At 45.1% G+C, this 16700-nt stretch carries 17 protein-coding genes; 13 read left to right on the top strand and 4 right to left on the bottom strand.

Annotated features, from left to right (window positions below):
• Window positions 1–21: 21 nt before the first annotated feature.
• Window positions 22–774, top strand: coding sequence for a hypothetical protein (locus tag RIG61_05625; protein MEQ9618632.1), 753 nt, complete (start codon window positions 22–24; stop codon window positions 772–774).
• Window positions 775–1428: 654 nt separating this feature from the next.
• Entirely contained in the window at window positions 1429–2790 is a 1362-nt protein-coding gene (gene der, locus RIG61_05620; GenBank protein MEQ9618631.1) for a ribosome biogenesis GTPase Der, read from the top strand.
• Between the two features lie 33 nt (window positions 2791–2823).
• On the opposite strand, the gene RIG61_05615 is transcribed toward der, so the two are convergent.
• Window positions 2824–4068 carry a glycosyltransferase family 4 protein gene (locus tag RIG61_05615; protein ID MEQ9618630.1) on the bottom strand — a complete coding sequence of 415 codons (1245 nt, stop codon included), beginning with the start codon at window positions 4066–4068 and terminating at the stop codon, window positions 2824–2826.
• Window positions 4069–4216: 148 nt separating this feature from the next.
• On the opposite strand from RIG61_05615, the gene RIG61_05610 reads away from it, so the two are divergent.
• Entirely contained in the window at window positions 4217–4888 is a 672-nt protein-coding gene (locus tag RIG61_05610; GenBank protein ID MEQ9618629.1) for a hypothetical protein, read from the top strand.
• Window positions 4889–4960: 72 nt separating this feature from the next.
• Here RIG61_05610 and RIG61_05605 read toward each other — a convergent pair whose 3' ends face one another.
• A complete protein-coding gene (locus RIG61_05605; GenBank protein ID MEQ9618628.1) occupies window positions 4961–5560 on the bottom strand; it encodes a polyhydroxyalkanoate synthesis regulator DNA-binding domain-containing protein in 600 nt (199 codons plus the stop codon).
• Between the two features lie 130 nt (window positions 5561–5690).
• Between RIG61_05605 and RIG61_05600 the strand changes: the two genes are divergently transcribed.
• Together RIG61_05600 and RIG61_05595 are read left to right on the top strand one after the other, a co-directional pair.
• Window positions 5691–6647 carry a branched-chain amino acid transaminase gene (locus RIG61_05600; protein ID MEQ9618627.1) on the top strand — a complete coding sequence of 319 codons (957 nt, stop codon included), beginning with the start codon at window positions 5691–5693 and terminating at the stop codon, window positions 6645–6647.
• Window positions 6634–7086 (top strand): metal-dependent hydrolase, encoded by a 453-nt coding sequence (locus RIG61_05595; protein ID MEQ9618626.1) that lies wholly within the window; start codon window positions 6634–6636, stop codon window positions 7084–7086. The genes RIG61_05600 and RIG61_05595 overlap by 14 nt, the downstream gene beginning before the upstream one ends.
• Window positions 7087–7088: 2 nt before the next feature.
• Here the strand turns inward: RIG61_05595 and sppA are convergent, their stop codons facing one another.
• A complete protein-coding gene (gene sppA, locus RIG61_05590; protein MEQ9618625.1) occupies window positions 7089–8741 on the bottom strand; it encodes a signal peptide peptidase SppA in 1653 nt (550 codons plus the stop codon).
• A gap of 49 nt (window positions 8742–8790) precedes the next feature.
• Window positions 8791–10266 (bottom strand): leucyl aminopeptidase, encoded by a 1476-nt coding sequence (locus RIG61_05585; GenBank protein ID MEQ9618624.1) that lies wholly within the window; start codon window positions 10264–10266, stop codon window positions 8791–8793.
• Between the two features lie 270 nt (window positions 10267–10536).
• Here RIG61_05585 and RIG61_05580 point away from each other — a divergent pair, with 270 nt between their 5' ends.
• From RIG61_05580 to RIG61_05545, 8 genes are all read left to right on the top strand, one after another.
• Window positions 10537–10818, top strand: a complete 282-nt coding sequence (locus tag RIG61_05580; protein ID MEQ9618623.1) for a metalloregulator ArsR/SmtB family transcription factor — start codon at window positions 10537–10539, stop codon at window positions 10816–10818.
• Window positions 10819–10985: 167 nt separating this feature from the next.
• Window positions 10986–12050 carry a 3-oxoacyl-[acyl-carrier-protein] synthase III C-terminal domain-containing protein gene (locus RIG61_05575; protein MEQ9618622.1) on the top strand — a complete coding sequence of 355 codons (1065 nt, stop codon included), beginning with the start codon at window positions 10986–10988 and terminating at the stop codon, window positions 12048–12050.
• A gap of 8 nt (window positions 12051–12058) precedes the next feature.
• Window positions 12059–12571, top strand: a complete 513-nt coding sequence (locus tag RIG61_05570) for an isoprenylcysteine carboxylmethyltransferase family protein (protein MEQ9618621.1) — start codon at window positions 12059–12061, stop codon at window positions 12569–12571.
• A gap of 716 nt (window positions 12572–13287) precedes the next feature.
• A complete protein-coding gene (locus RIG61_05565; protein ID MEQ9618620.1) occupies window positions 13288–13728 on the top strand; it encodes a DoxX family protein in 441 nt (146 codons plus the stop codon).
• A gap of 80 nt (window positions 13729–13808) precedes the next feature.
• The gene (locus tag RIG61_05560; GenBank protein ID MEQ9618619.1) at window positions 13809–14525 is read left to right on the top strand and encodes an SDR family NAD(P)-dependent oxidoreductase; all 717 of its coding nucleotides are present in this window, start codon (window positions 13809–13811) and stop codon (window positions 14523–14525) included.
• Window positions 14526–14620: 95 nt separating this feature from the next.
• Window positions 14621–14881, top strand: a complete 261-nt coding sequence (locus RIG61_05555) for a metalloregulator ArsR/SmtB family transcription factor (GenBank protein MEQ9618618.1) — start codon at window positions 14621–14623, stop codon at window positions 14879–14881.
• A 186-nt stretch (window positions 14882–15067) separates the two neighbouring features.
• The gene (locus RIG61_05550) at window positions 15068–16237 is read left to right on the top strand and encodes a M20/M25/M40 family metallo-hydrolase (GenBank protein ID MEQ9618617.1); all 1170 of its coding nucleotides are present in this window, start codon (window positions 15068–15070) and stop codon (window positions 16235–16237) included.
• Window positions 16238–16302: 65 nt separating this feature from the next.
• Complete coding sequence (locus RIG61_05545; GenBank protein MEQ9618616.1) at window positions 16303–16683, top strand: CbiX/SirB N-terminal domain-containing protein; 381 nt, start codon at window positions 16303–16305, stop codon at window positions 16681–16683.
• Window positions 16684–16700 lie beyond the last annotated feature (17 nt).

Below are 16700 nucleotides of genomic sequence, written 5' to 3'. Positions count from 1 at the left end.
TTACAATAGTCTCAAGGTTCAATGAAAACAGAAGAAATTTTCGAGGAAATAAAAGAATATCTATCCGGTTCGGGCTTTAACCTAGTAGTAAAGATACAATCTTCCGAGTACGACAAGATATCATCTCCGAAAAAAGAATCCGGACTTTTATTAAAGGGAGCGAAGTCCATCATACTGGCGGGCTTCGGAGGCAGTTACTTCTGGGGCACATTCAGGTCTTTTCTCGAGGAAAACCCCGACTTCAGAGAGAAACATGAGGACCTCATTGATAACTACACCGTCCTTCAATTCGAGCATGTATCGCGAATGCTGAGCCGTGAAAAGAATTTGGATTTCAAGACCGTGTTCCCATTCGGTAGTGAAGCGCTCGATCTCGATTTCGTAAAGCTGGGGAAACTGGGAGGAATCGGCGTTCCGAGTCTTCTGGGAATGTTGTTACATCCTGAATACGGCACGTGGATATCCCTCCGGGGCGCGATTCTGACAAACATGGAATTCGGCTGTTATGACACGGAGCTATCGTCGTTCGACCCCTGCCCTTCCTGCCCGAAGCCCTGTATTACTGCATGCCCCGCTCGTACTATCTCCCAGAACGGCTGGGACTGGGAAGCCTGTATGAGGTTTAGACTGGATACCGATGTATGTTCGGCTAATTGCGCGTCGAGACTTGCTTGTCCTTACGGCGATAAGCAGCGTTACACCGATGAGCAGATCCTTTATCATCATGGTTTTGTGATTAAAAGTGTAAAGAGATACTATAGTGGTAAAGGGTGAGGTGTTTTTGGTTTGGCTGAGAGTTTTTCGTTATGACTTCGTCTTTCTTTGATTTTTATTGTGTGGATAAGTGATGTTTGAGCATGCAATAGCGGAATTAGAAAATCCTTATTTCTCCCTTTCTCAACGAAACGAATGCAATAAAAAGACCAATACCGGTAATTACTTTGCCTTTGTCCACCTTAACTGCCATACTTCTATCATGGACTATTTCCCACGCCGGCCAACACCCTTCCGGCAGTTATAAGGAAGCTTGCAAGAGCATAATCGTTATCTTACACATACTTGAGCACCTCGCAGAATCAGAGACAGCACATTGCAGCACTCAATCCTTTGCTACAAATATTGCAGCGGACTTATTATAAATGAGAGCTGAACCTCACCTGCAACGCTGGCTGCCAAAATGGCAGACTCGAATCCCGCAGGTGCCATCATCACAGCTATCCGCCCGACGGAAACTACAAGAGCAGTTATAGAGGTCTAAGTGTCAATTGTGACGTATTAAACGCGCGGTCCCGGAAAAGAGACGGACAATGAAGATTCACAAGCATAGATTTTAGTGAGTGTTACGGTACTATAGTTATTGACATTAGATTAGGTAAAGACAGATATGCAATAGCGGAACTAGAAAAACGCCCTCAATCCGGAAAGTTTATGAATGAAATCCCTGAGTATAGATCATCGACGAGAAAACCGCTTGTTGCTATCGTCGGAAGGCCGAACGTAGGCAAATCCACACTTTTTAACAGACTTATTAGAGAACGAAAATCCATTGTAGAAGACATTCCCGGGGTCACAAGAGACAGAATATATGCCGATACCGAATGGGACGGTGTGGAATTCAGCCTCGTTGACACGGGAGGATTCGACCCAGAGGGGGATGAGATATACCCCTCGCTGATTAAGAATCAGATACAAATCGCGATCGAGGAAGCAGACCTTATTCTGTTCGTTCTCGACGGGAAAGAAGGCGTTATGCCTCACGACCTGGACGTCGTCAACATATTGCGAAAAACCCGGAAGCCGGTCCTGTATGTAGTAAACAAGATAGACCACGAGAAACACGAGCCTGCGGCAGTGGAATTCCACAGCCTAGGCATTGAAGACTATGTCGATGTATCCGCTCTTCAGGGAAGGAAAATTAACGAACTTCTGGACACTGTCATTGAACACCTCCCCCCTCAGGAAGAATCCGAATTTACCGAGGATGATGAAGATCTCATAAGATTAGCCGTCCTCGGAAAACCGAACGTCGGCAAGTCAACTCTGGTCAATAAGTTCCTCGGCCATGAAAGGCTCATAACAAGCCCCGTACCCGGCACGACCAGAGACTCGATAGACACGTATGTCGAAAAAGACGGTAAAACCTACCTCCTCATTGATACTGCCGGAATAAGAAGGAAGTCGAAAATCAGCCTTTCAGTTGAGAAGCACAGCGTATTCAGAGCGATAAGGGCGATGGAACGCGCGGAAATCATACTGCTTATGATAGAGGCCGAAGATGGGCCTACGCATCAGGACGCGCGTCTGGCGCAGCTCATATCGGACAAAGGCAGGGCGTGCATTATTTTACTCAACAAGTGGGACCTGGTACCAAGGGAAATTGCGGAAACCCCCAATATTGAAGGCATATTGAAAGACAGGCTCCTGGCGGTGGATTATGCGCCGGTATTGATAATCTCTGCGCTCACCGGAAGAGGAATCGACAAGATTTTCGATAAAATCAACCAGGTGTATCAAAATTTTTCACAAAGAATACCCACGAAAAGACTTAACAATTTTCTCCGAAATATTCTCAGTGTCTCCCCCCCTCCATTTTATAAGGGTAAGGAGATCAAGTTCTATTACATTTCCCAACCCCTTACCAGACAGCCGACCTTTGTAATCTTTACCAATGAGATAAAGGGCGTACCGGAGAACTACAGAAGGTTTCTACAGAACAAAATGAGAGAAGAGTTTCCACTCGAAGGCACGCCGATAAAAATAATATTCCGGGCGGAAAGGAAAAAGAATTAAACGGCGCGCTCTATCTACTTTATTTATGGCTTTTTACGGTTTCCCCGTCACTTGAAGTATCTGTTCCTGGATTCTCTCCGCAATTCGGTCGGCGGAAAAGTTTTGTTTTACCCTCTCCCTGCCCGCTTTGCCCATTTCTCTCCTGAGCCCTTTGTTTGCTATTAGTCTTAAGATAGCGTTCTCCATCTCTTCCGTGCTATCCGGCTCACTCAGTATTCCTGTCACCCCATCCTCGACGGACTCTACAATACCTCCAGCCCTGAACCCTATAACCGGCAGTGCAAACGACATTGCCTCAATCACCGAGCGGGGAAAAGGGTCCGGATAGCTGGAAGGTATTACAAAAATGTCAAAATCCTTGAGGCACGGCCTCACGTCCTTCCTGAATCCTGTGAATATGAAATATTCCTCGAGCCCGAGCTCAGAGACCAGATTTTTCAAGTAAACCAGATGATTGTCGCTGAAAAAAAAAGGAGTGTCGCCGACTATAACGAATTTCACATTCTTGTTCTCAGACCTCTTTATCGCCTGCCCGGCAGATTTTATAAACAAATCATAGCCCTTTCTGGGCACTATTCTTCCCGTGCTCCCTATAACAATAGTTTTGTCGGATAATTCATAATCCCGTCTAATCTCTCCTACGGTAGTCTCCGGGTTGTAGTCCTCCGGGTCTATTCCGTTATGTATAACGACCAGCTTCCCCCTGGCATATGGGAACTGCTCTGCAGTGGCGCCTGAAACACATACTATGCGTTTTACAACCGGGAGCGCGGCAAGGGTGTAAACCATCGATCCGAGCAGCTTCGTTTGCTGTATGTTGCGCACATGCCAGATTACAGGACACCAGTTCGCGAGTCCCATGAGAGCCCCTGCAATTTTGGCCTGAGTCCCGTTACAGTAGATTACATCTATCTTTTTCCCTTTAATCAGAAACGGTGAAGTTATAACAAGCGACGCTAAATCAAGTATGTTCAAAAAAACAGATAATAAATGAAGCAGTATCGTATAAAACCTTCCAAGTCCACCGCTTTTTATTTTCCCGGTATCCCGTTCAAACCGCGGCCTCTTCAAGTTTTCAGGGAACCGTTTGTCAGTAATTACATTTTCATATATTCCCTCAGCCTTAAGCCTTTCCGAAAACACATCGTCCTTGGGTATGAGCACATATGGAGAAATCCTCTTTCTATCCAGGAACTTAAGTATATAAAAAAGACTTTTACCCGGCCCGCCGTCCCGTATCGAATGGTTTATAAAAAGCACCCGTTTTACCGATTTCATCAGCAATATCCCTAATACTTTAAGTCAGGCAATCGTACCATGATAAATGTCAGGAGGCCAATGTTGACCGTCTTATGAAAATCTGATAGCGTGGGTATAATATTAAATTGAGAAGCAGGAAGTCAGGAAGGAGGAGAAAAGAGGATTAATGAATAAATTTAAAGGAAGGTTTATACCCGGAGCGATAATCTCGCTTCTGGTTTTATGGTTTTTCATAGTCGGGGGATGCGACGTGGATTTCGGAGGCGGAGATAATAACGGCGGAGGCGGAGGGGGCGGCTCGACCAAGCAGGAAACGGTTAATGGTACAATAGTAGATATAATTCCCGATCAGGACATTGAGGGAATACTGGTGGAGATTACACTCAACGATTTTCTTGAAGGCTCGGATTTGACCAACAGCTCGGGTGTTTTCGAAATAGAAGGCACTTTTGCCGGATCACCGAAAATCAAGTTTCTCGATAGCGCATCTGAGTCCCTCGGCGAGATATTCCTTGATGTGTTCCCGACCGCTGAGGTAGAGCTCGGGGATATCAGGCTCGAGAGCGGAAACATAATATTCGAAGACGAGACTGACGTCACATTCGATGCAGAAGTCACTTCGAATAATTGTTCGGGAAACTCGGGTTCTCTGGAAGTTAACGCAAAAAATGACGAGGATGAAGTTAATGTTATAGTCCAGATATCCGAATCGACTGACCTGGTTAATGACGGGGACGACATAACTTGCACGGATATATTCTTAGGAGATGATGTGGAAGTCCAGGGTGAGCTGCTCAATGGAAGTAATGTCGACGCTACGCGTATCGAGGTTAATTAAGAGAGCCGCGGCTCCGGAAATCCACTTTTATGTTGTTCTGTGAAGATAGAGAGAGAAGAGAAATAAGTTCAGTCATTTCTCTTCGTCAAGAGACTTGACCTTTTCTTCGAGTTCCTTTATTTTCTCAATCAGGAATTCAACTTCTTTTGCGTTTTGAGGTTCGGGTTTTTCCTTCTTTTCAGGCTGTGTCAAAGCTTCCGGTAGTTTGCCGGTTTTAAAAAAGTCCTCGGGTTTTAACTCTGAAGAATTAAAATTCTCGAAGTTCGCCGGAAGATTAACACCCGGAGGAAACCATCCCATTTCCTGCCATAATTTAATATTTTTCTTGAAATTCTCCTGCACCGAAAAGTATGGCTGAAACATCATAAGGAAGTAATTTTCAAAAAAATCCTTGGCGACCTTGTTGCCGTATTTAATCAGCATATGCAAAAAAGATACGGGCAATATATCTTCCTTGTTTTTCTCGCTCTCCAGAACGACCTGTATCAATATTACCTTTGAAATATCGGCGCCGGTTTGAGAATCAATGACTTTAACCTCATTGCCTTCCCTGATAAGCGCAGCTATATCGTCGAGAGTAACGTATCCTTTATTGGTCGAGTCATACAGTCTGCGGTTGCTGTACTTTTTGATTATAACCTGTCCCGGAATTTGTTTATCCTTTTTAGCCATCACTATAATTATTCAAAGAAACCATAACGAGTCAAGAAAAATATTAATCAACACTTGACAATGTATTTGAAAAAAAGGAATATTTTACAGGTTATACAAATACCAATTTCGGAAAACAGGAGCATAGGGGATGACCGGCAAGCCTTATAAAATCTGGTTCAATGGTGATTTTGTTTCGTGGGATGAAGCAAACATACATGTGCTCACCCATACGCTTCATTATGGACTGGCGGCATTCGAAGGAATCAGGGCTTATAAATGCGGTGACGACAGATCCGCCATATTCAGGCTTACCGAACATATCGACCGTCTATATGCATCCGCGCACATAGCTCAAATCAAAATACCATTTACTAAAGAAGAAACGCGTGATGCGATCATAGATATTCTTACACTGAACGATCTGGAAGAAGCATACATAAGGCCTATCGCCTATATAGGCGGAGGGAAAATCGGACTGCATCCCGGAGACAATCCCATCAAGCTGGTTATTGCCGCCTATCCCTGGGGGACATATTTGGGAGAGGGCGCTTTATCTAAAGGAATAAGCGCGAAGATATCTTCATACACCCGAATGGGCGTAAATTCTTTCATGACAAAAGCTAAGATAACCGGCAATTATGCGAACTCGGTTTTGGCAAAGCTCGAAGCCACCTCAATGGGATTCGACGAGGCGATATTGCTTGACAGCGAAGGCTACGTGGCCGAAGGAACGGGCGAGAATATTTTCATAGTCAGAAACGGAATTTTAAAAACTCCTCCCCTCACATCCGTACTTGAGGGCATCACGAGGGACACCGTTATTAAGCTTGCCAAAGACGAAGGTATTGAGCTTGATACCCAGAGATTTACACGGGATGAATTGTATATAGCCGACGAGGCGTTCTTCACCGGAACCGCCGCTGAGATCACCCCGATCAGAGAAGTCGACAAACGTACGATAGGCAAAGGCAAACCGGGCCCGATAACCAAGAGGCTCCAATCCAGGTTCTTTGACATTGTCGAAGGAAGGGACCCCGACTTTATAGAATGGCTCGAATTTTTCCCTGTCGTCGCAACCCTCAAAGTCAAGAATGAGTCTTTATAAGGGGCATCTGGCAGGCGGCGCCCTGGCATTCGTAATTTATATTTTAGTTCTGGTCTTTTTCTTTTCCTATAAACCGACATCGAACGTTCTTATCTGGTTCGGACTATGCATACTGGGATCCATCTGGCCCGATATCGATACCAACAGCCTGGCGCAAAAACTGTTTTACGGTTTTTTTCTGGTACTGGACGGGATATTTATTCTTTCCGAGAGATATAAAGAAGCGGCAATACTCGGCTTCTTTGCCCTTCTGCCTATTATAGGCAAACACAGGGGATGGACGCATTCGATATCCGCCGCCTTTATCGTTCCCTCGCCTCTTATAGTGCTGCCGATCCTAAAACCCGAGCTCAAAGCGGGCGGACTTGAATATTACACGCCTGTCGTAATAGGTTATCTGAGTCATTTGATACTGGATAAACAGTTCAAGCTTTACTAATGTTACCGAATATCTATCTTATACGGCATCATGGCGAGTATTCGTTCTCTTCCCTGAGAAATTAGACTCAAAAGCGACCTTTCCAATACCTCCAGATTGGATGAGGTTTTAAACAGGGAGCTCAGCTGAAATCCTCGATCTTCCGAGTAGAATTTAACGCCGGAAACGTCGCCGTAAGTCAATCCCGCTTTACCTGAAGCAATATTTACGGCATCCCATGTCCCGCCAAGCTCGTCGGCGAGACCGAGCTCTTTCGCCTGTCTTCCCGTCCATACCCTGCCCTTGGACGCCTTTAGAGCCTCCTCCATATCCATTCCTCTTCCGTCGGAAACCGTTTTAACAAATCCGTCGTAGTAAAACTTCATTATGTCCTCTAATTTCTTTTCTTCTTCCTCGGAAAATCCTTTGCTGAGACTGAACATACCGGAATGCCGGCCATACGACATACCTTCTTTTTTCACGCCCAATCTATCATACAATCCTTTGAGGTTGAATTTTCCCGACACGACCCCTATCGAGCCCGTAAGCGACATGGGGTCGGCAACGATCGTAGCGGCCCCGAGAGCTATCATGTAGCCGCCTGAAGCGGCCACATCCGACATCGAGACGACAACAGGGGTCTTTTCCGAAATCGACTCGACCTTTTTCCTGACAAGGTCGGATGCCACGCCGGAACCGCCGGGCGTCAATATCCTGAGGACTATAGCCTTTACGTTTCTATTTTTCGAAGCCTCATCGAGCAGCTTGATGACCGAAATCGAACCCATAGTTTTCATTCCGCCACCGCCCCTGCTCTCCCCTAATGTGACAATGCCGGAATCGGCGACTACGGCGATTAGAGCGCCCCTCCCCGTAAGCACGCCTAAAAATGATTTGAGCTTGTTTTTCAGGTTTAATACTCTGAGGAAACGGTATGCGTTAATCGTGCGAACTTTACATCCGGCAACTTCAAAAAGTTTCTCTTCGATTTCAGAAGGGTAAATAACTCCGTCTATCAAGCCTGCATCAAGTGCGCTTTGTGAAACGAAAGGCCCGCGGTCTATAATCCTTTTGACCTCATTCTTCTCGATCCCCCTGCCCTCTGAAATATAATCCTCAAGCTGCGCTTCGAGATCTCCCATAATTGAATCAATCATTTCCCTGTGGGGATCCGACATTGAGCTCCTTGTAAATGTCTCCGCGGCGCTTTTATACTCCCCGAATCCCTTCAGCTCCGCTTCAATTCCAATTTTATCAAGCGTATCCTTGAAAAAGGTAACCTCGGCGTTAAGTCCCGTAAGATTCAACATAGCCCACGGAGGAACAAATATATAATCACCCGCAGAGGCGATCAGATATTCGATGTTGCCTCCGCTCTCGAGGTAGATAAATACGCTCTTCCCTTTTTTCCTTAATCCCCGGAGCCGTCTTCTTAACGAGTTGGCCCGTCCCGGACCTATACCGAGATCACCTATCGTTATTACCACGCCGCGAATGCTGTCCAGGCCCTCCACGGTTGCAAGTATAATTTCAACATTTCCGACTGTAAGGGTTTTATCGCCGCCCAAAAAAGGAAGTAACCCTTTTTTTTCTTCCTCGGGAATCTCTCCCCTCAGCTCTATTTCAACAAAATCATATCCGCCGAACGATTTAAAAATACTATTTAATATAGTCATAGCCGCTACCTTAGATTAAGAGGCCGGCACCTGCCCGCGTAAAGTAAGCTCATCCGCCCAGAATATAGTTTATTACAGTTCTCACGCCGAATCCCGTGCCGCCTATCGGCTCCCAGCTGCTATCCTTCTCGGTATATGCGGGGCCGGCGATATCAATGTGCGCCCAGGGGGTATCGCCCACAAAATTTTCAAGAAACATAGCCGCGGTTATAGCGCCCCCCCATCTGCTACCTGCATTTTTTATGTCGGCAACCTCGCTTTTAATCTCCGTCCTCAACTCATCATCCATCGGAAGCTCCCAGATTTTTTCACCGGCCTTTTCAGAAGCCCTTTTCAGACTGTCTATCAACTTCCGGTTGTTGCCCATGAGTCCCGCGGTATGAGTGCCGAGCCCGACCATGCAGGCTCCGGTCAATGTCGCGAGGTCCACAATCTCGTCCGCTTTAACCTGCTCAACGGCAAAAGACAGAGCGTCGGAGAGAACAATTCTCCCCTCGGCATCAGTATTAATCACCTCTATCGTTTTACCGTTATACGCCTTTATTACGTCATCGGGCTTGTAGGCTTTCGGGCCTGTCATGTTCTCACTCGAAGCAATCAGGCCGTGAACCCGCACGGAGGGTTTTAGAGCGGATATGGCCTTCATAACGCCTATTACCGCAGCCGCGCCCGCCATATCCATTTTCATCGTTCTCATGCTGTCGGCAGGTTTAAGACACAGGCCGCCTGAATCAAAAGTAATCCCCTTACCCACAATGGCGAGGTTTTTTTTCGGCTTTCTAGACGGCTCGTACTTCAAATGAATAAACCTGGGCTCTTCATCGCTCCCGCTAGAGACAGCCATGAGACCCCCCATCCCTCGTTTCCTGATCTCCTCGAGGTTAAATATTTCGCATTCCAGTTTCCCTTCTTCCGCTATTGTTTCCGCCGCTTCCGCGAGTTTAGCGGGCGTCATATACACGGGTGGCTCGTTTACAAGATCGCGCGCAAGATTAGTCGACTCCGATACCGCCTTTGCGAACCCGACTTCCTTATCGAAAACTTTATCCTTTATCCCGGCTGACAGGAGCACGACTCTGTCTATCCCGGTTCGTTCTACGCTCTCGCTTTTGTATTTATTAAAGTCGTAAACGCCCAGCATAAGCCCTTCGGCGAGTGCCGACACAAATCCTCTCCCGTCACACAACTCTGAACCAAAAGCGATAGTCGAACAGAAATTCCTGACCTTCTTCGCAGCCGATATACCGGATTTTCTTACTATATCGGAGGTAAATTTCGCTTTATCACCGAGTCCGAGGAGGAGAACCCTTTTGGCTCCGATTTTTCCGAAAGTGCTGTTTACCATCACACCCCTGCCCGGATCGCCTTCAAACTCTTCATCCACAGCTAACTGGTTCAGAATACCGCCGAGAGCCTCGTTTATTTTCTTTGCTTGACCGGATAATTTTTCTCCCTTGAATTTCCCGACGACAAGTACGTCTGTTTTCAATTTTACAATGCTTTCGTCACTGTGAGTAAAATTCAATTACGTTACCTCCTGGCTATAAATATTGAAGACTATGTTAGCACAGATGCTAAAGATTGTAACTGAACTATTCTTCAGTTGAATGATGATGGAAAATAATATATTTTTTTATCCACTGGAGAACTTTTTGTGATAGGCATCAAAATGTCTATATTGAAAACAATTTATTTATAATATATTTGCGTTTTTTTTTAGTAGATGTCTTGTCGGAAATTAGGTAAATTAATACTGAACAAAGAATTTTCAAATAAATATAAGGAGGAAACGTCAATGGGTTGCCCATACAAAGCCATCGCAGATGATACCAGAAGAAAAATTCTGGAATTTTTAAGTCAGGGCGAGACGGCGGCAGGAGATATAGCAAGCAAGTTCGAGATATCCAAACCTGCAATTTCGAACCATCTCAAGATATTGAAAGAGGCCGACATCGTCAACGAGCGTAAGGTCAGACAAAACCGACTTTACTCTCTGAACAGCGAAATGATCGAGAGCATGAAGTATTATCTCGATTCATTAACTGAAAATGAGGGCCGAACTTTGAGAGCTCAGTGATCCGGGTGGATTTGAAGGATTTGATTTATATATCATGCCGTTAGAATACCAATCAATCTCTCTAAAGGCCTAAGCCGTTTCCGGTGCCTGAGCATGGGAGGCGGCTTACAACTTTTGCCCACTATAATTAAACCGATCTATAATTAAGCTGAATCGGCAAATAAAGCATGTCAAAAATAATTTCTGTTGGAACAGCGCAAGTGCCCTTTGAGTTCGACCAAAACGAAGTGAAAAATTTTGCTCGAGCGCTTTTCTCTAAAAACGGGGACAACATCGAGAGGATTCTCGGGGTATTCGACAATTCGATGATAGATTCCCGGAGATTCGTCCATCCCCGGGAGTGGTTTGAAAGCGACAAAAATTTTAAGGAAAGGTCCGAGTCATATCTGAGCAACTCTATATCTTTGTCAAAATCCGCTATAAATGACTGCCTTAACGGATATAACGGAGATATTGGCGATTTCGATCATATTATTTTTGTTTCCAGCACCGGACTCGCATGCCCTTCTATAGATGCCTTGCTGGTGAATGAGTTAAGGCTCGACACACATGTGAAGCGAACGCCGATATGGGGGCTTGGCTGCGCAGGGGGGGCTGCTGGACTTAGCCGGGCGCTGGAGTACACGAAAGCCTATCCCGAAAGCGCCGTCATGCTTGTAGCTCTTGAAATATGCAGTCTGGCTTTCCACGGAGAAGATTACTCCAAAAGCAATATAGTCTCACTCGCTTTATTTTCCGACGGAGCCGCAGCCGTAATTGTGGCCGGAAAAGAAAATAAGCTGTACGAATCCTCAAAACTTAAACTTATAGAGTCCCTCTCGACCACCTACTATAATTCGCTCGACGTAATGGGGTGGGAAATATTAAGTGACGGCTTTAAAGCCATATTCAGTAAAGATATTCCCTCCATAGTAAGAGACAAGGTCAGATCCAACATTGAGGAATTGCTAACGGACTACAGTCTGAGCGTTTCGGATCTCAAGCACTACGTTGTTCATCCCGGCGGACCTAAAGTCTTAAATGAATACGAAAGCTCGCTGGGTTTAAAGGAGGGAACGTTCAGGCATGCAAGAAAGGTTCTGAGAGAGCACGGCAACATGTCATCACCTACCGTGCTCTATGTACTAAAAGAATTTTTGCAAGAGCAAAATTATAGTGAAGAAGACTACGGCATCATTTCAGCGCTCGGTCCGGGTTTCAGTTCCGAGCTTATCTTATTTACAATAGAATGAAGCCATTTTTGCTCTTTCTAGCAATAGTCCTGTTACAGCGTATAGCCGAACTCCTGGTTGCGAGGAGAAATGAATCTAAAGTAAGAAAAAAGGGTGCAATCGAATACGATAGCAAAGGGTACCTGGTGATCGTAGCGATGCACGCGGCTTTTTTTATCTCCCTCTGCCTGGAGTACTTACTTCTCAAAAAGTCTTTAAATAGTTTTTGGACGATCTTTATATTGCTCTTCGTGCTTGCTCAGGCCTTAAGGTACTGGTCTATCTACAGTTTAGGAGAATTCTGGAACACCAAGATTTTGGTAATTCCCGGCTCGCCGTTAATCAGGAAGGGCCCTTACAAATATATTAGACACCCAAATTATGCCGCCGTTACTATTGAAATAGCGGTAATTCCCCTGGTCTTTTCCTGCTATTTCACTTCTGCACTATTCAGCATGCTCAATCTAGCCTTACTGCATAGAAGGATAAAGATTGAAGAGCGGGCGCTATCAACGGCTTCTGCTGCGAATAAGGACGACTAGGAATCAAACCTCAAGGATTATATAGGGCCTGAATTTACAAATTTTTCATTGTAATACGCTCAGCCCTTGCTCCATTTGAATCGCTTGAGGAAAGATTATATATATCAAATTGATCATATATTAGCATATAAAATATATGCCATCATTGCCTTGCTATGCTCACTATATTTAAGATTTCAATAAAATCCGTCACTTACACTAATTTTTCTTTAAGTTTTAACCTACAACTAAGATATTGCATTAGGTGACATATTATTAATGAGTGCAGCCGGTTAATATATATATTTATATTTCACCTTTAAAGAAAAACAGCTGAAAAATACAAAGATAAAGAAACGAAACAACAATTAACAATGTTTATCAAGGTATTATATTGTATATTAGCAGGAGCTTAGAAGATATATATCAAACTATTTATTATGTTTTAACAGAACTTGAAAACCAGCTTGAGGTCCGATAAATGAGAATCTCGTTGCCTGTTCAGAACAGATGAAATGAGAAGAGCCATATCCGAAGCTTATACAAATCAAATAACCCAAACTGAGGAGCAATGAAACACCAAGATTGGCTATTGCTGTTTAAAAGAATAGTAATCTGCTAGAATCAGCCTTATAACAAATCAATAGCCAATGACACAGGTTAAGCCTTGATAATCCCTGCTCTCTTGAGATAGAATAAATACTTAAGGATCGATCACAGCTGAAAGGAGGTTCCGAATGATAAGCTCATTGTTAGGTACAAAAGGTGACGTAGGCGCATTTATAGCAAGGATCGCTTTGGGCATAGTAATACTTCCACACGGACTTCAGAAACTTTTGGGAATGTTCGGAGGGGCCGGGTTTTCCGGAACAGTGGACTTTTTTGTCAGCAGCGGTATGCCTGCTTTTGTCGCAATTTTAATAATTATCGGCGAATCTTTCGGCGCACTCGGCCTGATACTGGGTTTCCTTAGCAGAATCGCCGCATTCGGTATAACCCTGATAATGCTGGGAGCGATATTCATGGTACACCTCCCTAACGGGTTCTTCATGAACTGGCTCGGCGGTAAAGCGGGGGAGGGATATGAATACCATATACTTGCCGTAGGGCTTGGTTTGATTGTATTGATTAAAGGCGGAGGTATTTGGTCGATTGACAGAGCGATAGTCAATAATTAAAACAATCAACTGCCCGGACAATGAGTATCGGAAGCTCACAGATCACACTGTAGGCAATCAAGGTCCAAGCTGAAGCGCCCATGGATAAATATCAAACAGCCGTCATCGTAGGAGTAGGCCCGGGACTGGGATCCGCCCTCTCACGCAAATTCGCAAAAGAAGGTTACACGGTATTCCTCATTTCAAGAACTCCTAAAAACCTGGAAAAAATTAAGGGAGTTATCGAAGAAGAAGGAGGCAGTGCAGTAGCCCTACCCTGCGATGTAACAGACGCAAAACAAGTAGAGACCGCCTTCAAGCACATAGTTGAAACTTTCGGTAATATAAACATTCTTGTATACAATGCGGGCGATTTTGAAACCCAGAGCATCATAGATATTGAACCCGAAAATTTTAAAAGCTCATGGGAAACAAACTGCTTCGGCGCGTTTCTATGCGCGAAGCAAGCTATTCCATCCATGCTCGAACTAAGTCGAGGAACTATTATATTCACGGGCGCTACCGCATCCATGCGTGGCAGTGCGGGTTTCGCGCGTCTCGCGGTGGGTAAATTCGGTTTGCGCGCTCTCGCTCAGTCAATGGCAAGGGAGCTGGGCCCTGAGGGAATACATGTAGCGCACGTGATAATAGACGGACAAATCGCAAGCAAGGAAAACAATCAAAGCCAACCGGACAGAGAGCCCGGCAGCTTCCTCTCACCCGAGGCAATATCCGAGCAATACTGGCAGATACATATCCAGGACAAGACTTCCTGGACACTCGAGCTTGACCTACGACCATCTGTTGAGAAATTTTAATAATTCTTAGCCCGGTATTTGATTTTACAAAATTTCTCATATAAAATTAATTTTCATAATTATCTAAATAAAAACTATCCCCACGGAGACTGAATATGGGTTGTAAATTCAAAGCCATCAGCGATGAACGCAGAAGGACTATTCTCAACATACTCGGAAAGAATGATGCAAGCGCGGGTGAAATAGCGGGCAAATTTAATATATCTCAACCTACTGTATCGAATCATTTGAAAATACTGAAAGAAGCAAATCTGATAAACGAAAAGAAGGTAAAACAAAACCGCATATACTCACTCAACAGGCCCGAACTTCTAAAAGTAATCGACATCCTCCAGGGGATTCTCCACGAGTCATAACTGCAGGTTTGGTCTTATCAAAGTTAAATACGCCCCCTGAAAGGATAATATTTATTCTCTGTCCCGAGCAATTACTGAATTCCTAAAAGAAGTCCCGTAAGTTATACTCATTTTTTGGTGAGCTCGAATTTACCAATCTATCATTTATAATCCATACTATATACAAGATACAAGCTCGGAGCCCTTATGATCGAAAGAGAAAGAATGACAGAGCACGCAATGGATCTGATAAGGATAGACAGCCTTTCAAAAATGGAGAAAGACGTCGCAACCAAGCTCGAGCGCGAGATGGAAGAGCTTGGGGCCGAATGCCTTTACGATTTTGCGGGTGAAAAGGTAAACGGAAATGTCGGCAATCTTATCGTAAGATTAAAGGGGAACAGGTCGGACGCACGCCCGTTTTTTCTCTCGGCCCATATGGATACGGTCGGGCCCGGGGAAGGCATAAGCCCGAGAATCGAAAACGGTATCATGAAAAGTGACGGCTCGACAATTCTGGGAAGCGACGACAAAAGCGGAGTAGCGGTAATAGTGGAGGTATTAAGGACGCTAAAGGAAAAAAATATTCCGCACGGAGATATTGAAGTCGCCTTTACAATCTGTGAGGAGATAGGACTGCTCGGAGCAAAGCATATCGATATATCCAGGTTCAGATCAAGACACGGCGTAGTGCTCGACAGCAGCACACCATCCCGTCTGGTGCTCAGATGCCCTTCCGCGGTCAAGCTTGAATTCAATGTACACGGACTCGAAGCCCATGCGGGGCTCTGTCCTGAAAACGGGATCAGCGCGATCCAAATCGCGAGTGAAGCGATATCGAAAATGAAGCTCGGAAGAATAGACGAAATCACAACGGCAAACATAGGGCTCATAGAGGGAGGCAGGGCAACAAATATAGTCCCGAACCTTGTCAGGGTAGTAGGAGAGGCAAGAAGCCATAACGAAGAGACGCTGGAATCCCAGGTAGATCATATGAGGAGCTGCTTTCACGAAACGGTTTCCACATACGAAGTCACAATACACGACGATCTCGCGGTCGAGGGCACAACCCACGTCGCCAAGCTCATAGAAAAGATCGAAAGAAGCTATGACAAAATGGATGTCCCCCCGGAGTCGCTTCCTGCGAGGCTGGTGCAAGCCGCCGTTAAAAACCTCGGTCATAATATCGCGCTTCATACGAGCGGTGGAGGATGCGACGCCAATTACTTCAATAAGATGGGCATAGAATGCGTCAACCTCGGAACCGGCATGTACGAGCTGCATACCGTTAACGAGTATCTAGTATTGGAAGAGTTCTACCGCTCTGCGGAAATAGTTCTCGAATCCATAAAATTGAACGCGTACAATTCCGAGTAGCTTAATAAAGCTATATTGATACGCATTAATAATTCTTGGTTCACAGGATATACTCTGTATTTATTATGAATAAAAAGGCGCTCATATTAGTCGATCATGGAAGCACGGTTAGCGAAGCCAATGATATGCTCGTTAAAATTACAGATCTCGTCAGATCAGACATTGGCTGCGGCTTCGATATAGTCAAACACTGCCATATGGAGCTGGCAGAGCCCACTATCTCTCAAGCTTTTGATGAATGCGTCGCCGAAGGCGCCGGCCACATCGTGGTACACCCGTACTTCCTTGCACCGGGCAGGCACTCTACACAGGATATTCCGAATATGGTAAAGGCGGCAGCGGGGAAGCACAATGGCGTCACTTATACCGTGACGGAGCCCCTGGGAGTACATAAAAAGATTGTAGAAGTTGTATTGGAAATATCCAGGGCCGCAAATCAGGTCTAAAAACCAGACCTGTAAAA

The sequence above is a fragment of the Deltaproteobacteria bacterium genome, from assembly GCA_040223695.1.
Classification (GTDB): Bacteria; Desulfobacterota_D; UBA1144; order Nemesobacterales; family UBA2774; genus JAVKFU01.
This window is presented reverse-complemented; position numbering and strand designations above follow the sequence as displayed.